General features: G+C 74.3%; 4 protein-coding genes. 1 reads left to right on the top strand and 3 read right to left on the bottom strand.

Going from position 1 to position 3,035, the window contains the following annotated elements:
- The 3 genes from H5J30_RS24490 to H5J30_RS24480 all read right to left on the bottom strand — a co-directional run.
- On the bottom strand, positions 1-749 hold a 749-nt coding region (locus H5J30_RS24490), incomplete at its 3' end, for an MMPL family transporter (protein ID WP_181789529.1).
- Positions 750-968: 219 nt separating this feature from the next.
- On the bottom strand, positions 969-1,400 hold the full coding sequence (locus H5J30_RS24485) for a PPOX class F420-dependent oxidoreductase (RefSeq protein WP_181789528.1): 432 nt from the start codon (positions 1,398-1,400) through the stop codon (positions 969-971).
- 43 nt (positions 1,401-1,443) lie between these two features.
- Positions 1,444-2,373, bottom strand: coding sequence for an NAD(P)-dependent oxidoreductase (locus tag H5J30_RS24480; protein ID WP_181789527.1), 930 nt, complete (start codon positions 2,371-2,373; stop codon positions 1,444-1,446).
- A 62-nt stretch (positions 2,374-2,435) separates the two neighbouring features.
- Here H5J30_RS24480 and H5J30_RS24475 point away from each other — a divergent pair, with 62 nt between their 5' ends.
- Entirely contained in the window at positions 2,436-2,804 is a 369-nt protein-coding gene (locus H5J30_RS24475; RefSeq protein ID WP_181789526.1) for a MerR family transcriptional regulator, read from the top strand.
- Positions 2,805-3,035: the final 231 nt, after the last annotated feature.

Genomic DNA, 3,035 nt, shown 5'->3' with positions numbered 1-3,035 from the left:
ACGACGAAGAGCGAGTAGTCGATGCCGACCGCGATCCCGAGCATCATCGCCAGTTCGCCGACCGTCGAGGAGAGTCCGAGCGCGCTGCCGAGCGCCAGGATCGAGAACATGCTGACGCCGATCCCGACGACCGCGGTGATCAGCGGCAGCCCGGCGGCGGCCAGCGAGCCGAAGGTGATCAGCAGCACCACCGCGGCCACGGCGATGCCGACGACCTCGCCGATGCCCGCGGAGACCGACGACTCCAGCGCGCTGCCGCCCGCCTCGACGGTCAGCCCCGCGTCCCGGGCCTGATCGATCGCGTCCGCCAGCGCCGCCCTGGCCGCCTCGCTGACGTCGTCCTCCGCGACGGCGTAGGTGACGGTGGCGTACGCGGTCGTCCCGTCGTCGCTGACGCCCTGCCCGTCGAAGGGGCTCACCGCCGCGGCGACCTGCGGCGCACCGGACACCTCCGCGACGAAGTCGTCGACCGCCGCGCGGGCCGGGCCCGCGGTGATCTTCCCGTCCCCGGGCGCGACGAAGACGACGCGGGCGTCCGCCCCGTCGGCCGCGGCGCCGGGGAAGCGCTCGTCGATGAGGTCGTACGCGCTCTGGGCCTCGATCCCGGGCATCGAGGAGGAGTCGTCGGGCGGGTCGCCGGCGCTCGTCGCGCCGAGGAAGGCGGCGGCGAGGACGGCCGCCCACAGCAGCGCCACGGGCAGGCGCCGGCGGAAGGCGAACCGGCCGAGCCGGTACAGGAAGGTCGCCATGGGAAGGGGTCTCCGCTTCTGGGGTCTCGAAGGACCCCTCCAGCGTTTCCCCGGGGACCCCGCCGCGTCGTCGTCGCCCGTACGGCACTTGCGCGTACTGAAAAGCGAGTACGCCGCCGCACCCCGTCCGCCGCGGGGATGACCCTCCCGGGCGCGGGCGGGGGCGCACGCGGACGGGGTGACGGGCGGCTGCCCGTCACCCCGGTGTCCGCGCGGGTCTCAGCCGAGCCGCTCGCCGTAGACGTGGTCGACGGCCATGGTCATCAGCACCCGGCGGTCGGAGACCATCACCGCGCGGTACTCGTCCCAGTCGGGGTGCTCCCCCGCCGCGGCGCGGTAGTAGTCCACCAGCGCCTCGACCTCCGGTCCCCGCGGGTCGGTGCCGGGCCCGACGAGGGTCGCGGTGCCCTCCGCGGTGGCCCAGGAGCGGCCGTCGCGGGCGGTGACCTCCAGCGCGGCGCGGGCGTCGCGGCGCAGGTTCGCGGTCTTCGCGCGGCCTTCGGTCATCGAGACGTGGAGGACGCCCGCGTCCCGGTCGTAGAAGGGCATGACGGGCGAGAGCTGCGGGCGGCCGTCCTTCTTGATCGTGGCGAGCACGCCGAGGCGGCTCTCCGCGAGCAGCGCGCGCGGATCGTACGGGGTCGTGGTCATATCCGTTGCCAAGTCCTGGTCCGTCGGTGGTATTCCGGGGGTGTCACTGCGGCTTCGCCGCGGGGCGGCGGAACTCCTCGATCATCACCGGATACCCCTCGCCGCCGTGCCCGGCCGCCGCGGCGCGGTCGGCGAACGCCTTGATCAGCGCCGGGAACTCCGCGTTCACGCCGAGGGATTCGCTCTCCTGAACGAGGTGTGCCATCGAGACCCGGTGGATGTCCAGGGTGGCGTCGTCGGGCGGGAAGGTGCCGGTGTCGACCTGCTTCGCGTAGCCCGGGAGCCAGCCGACGACGGCGGGGATGCCCTTCGACGCGATCTCGGTGTACTCCGCCGCGGACACCCCGGCGGTGCCGAGCAGCGCGGCGCCGTGCAGCCAGCCGTTGAGGAAGCTCCACATCAGGCCGACCATCGCCATCTCGTACAGCGCCGTCAGCCCCTGGTCCGCGCCGAGGTACGGGATGTCGCCGGCCAGGCCGCGCAGCGCCGGGGTGTGGCGGTCGAACTCCGCGCGCGGGCCGCTGACGGCGATGGCGACCTCCGCGGTGCCGATGCCCTGCGGGGTGGCCATGATGGCGCCGTCGAGGTAGGTCAGGCCGCGCTCCGCGGCCCATGCCGCGGTGTCGCGGGCCTGCGCGGAGGTGCCGGTGGTGAGGTTGACCAGGGTCCGGCCGCGCAGGGCGGCCTCCTCGACGGGGTCGAGGAAGGCGTGCAGCGCGTCGTAGTCGGTGACGCAGGCGATCACGAGCGGGGCGGCGGCGACCGCCTCGGCGGGGGTGCCGGCGCGGACGGCGCCGGCGGCGACGAGGTCGTCGGCCTTGGCGGGGGTGCGGTTCCAGACGGTGGTGGGGTGCCCGGCGCGCAGCAGGGCGGCGGCGAGGGCGTGGCCCATGAGGCCGAGGCCGAGTACGGCGACGGGGGCGGCCTCGGGAGCGGGGGCGGAGGCGTTCTCGGGGTGCTTGTCGGTCGTCATGGAAGAATGGTCGACGTTCATACCGGTATGAAGGTCAAGCCCCGAGGGCCGAGGAGGCGCACATGCGGATCGGCGAGCTGAGCCGGCGCACCGGCGTCAACGCACACCAGCTGCGCTACTACGAGGCCCAGGGGCTGCTGAAACCCGAGCGCCTCGGCAACGGCTACCGGGAGTACACGGACGACGCCGTGCTCACCGTCACCCAGATCCGCCGGCTGCTCGACGCCGGCCTGTCGACCCCGGACATCGCCTGGCTGCTGCCGTGCGCCACCGGCACCGGACCCGATTTCGAGCCCTGCCCCGAGCTGATCGACAAGTTCCGCGACCGGCTGGACGGGCTCGACGCGCACCTCACCACGCTCCACCGCTCCCGCGACGCGCTGAGCGAGTACCTGGACGCCGCCGAGCGGCGCGTCGCGCAGTACGTCTGACCGGGCCCCGCGCGCACGGGCGGCGCCTTCCGTCCCGTTGATCGTCTCTCTGCCGTCCCGCGGCCCTTCACCTGCGCGTCGCGCCCCGGCCACCCCGCCCGGCGAACATCCTTCCGGATCTTCACAACGTCCGGGAGGCACAGGTGACTTCACCACCCCATTCCCCGCGCCGGCGCTCGTTCCTGCAGGCCGCGGGCGTCGGCGTCGGCGCGCTGCTGGCCGGGGCCGGGC

The sequence above is a fragment of the Streptomyces phytophilus genome (genome assembly GCF_013870535.1).
GTDB classification, from domain to species: Bacteria; Actinomycetota; Actinomycetes; order Streptomycetales; family Streptomycetaceae; genus Streptomyces; species Streptomyces phytophilus.
Note: the sequence above shows the minus strand (reverse complement) of the source record. Positions and strands in the feature narration are given on the sequence as shown.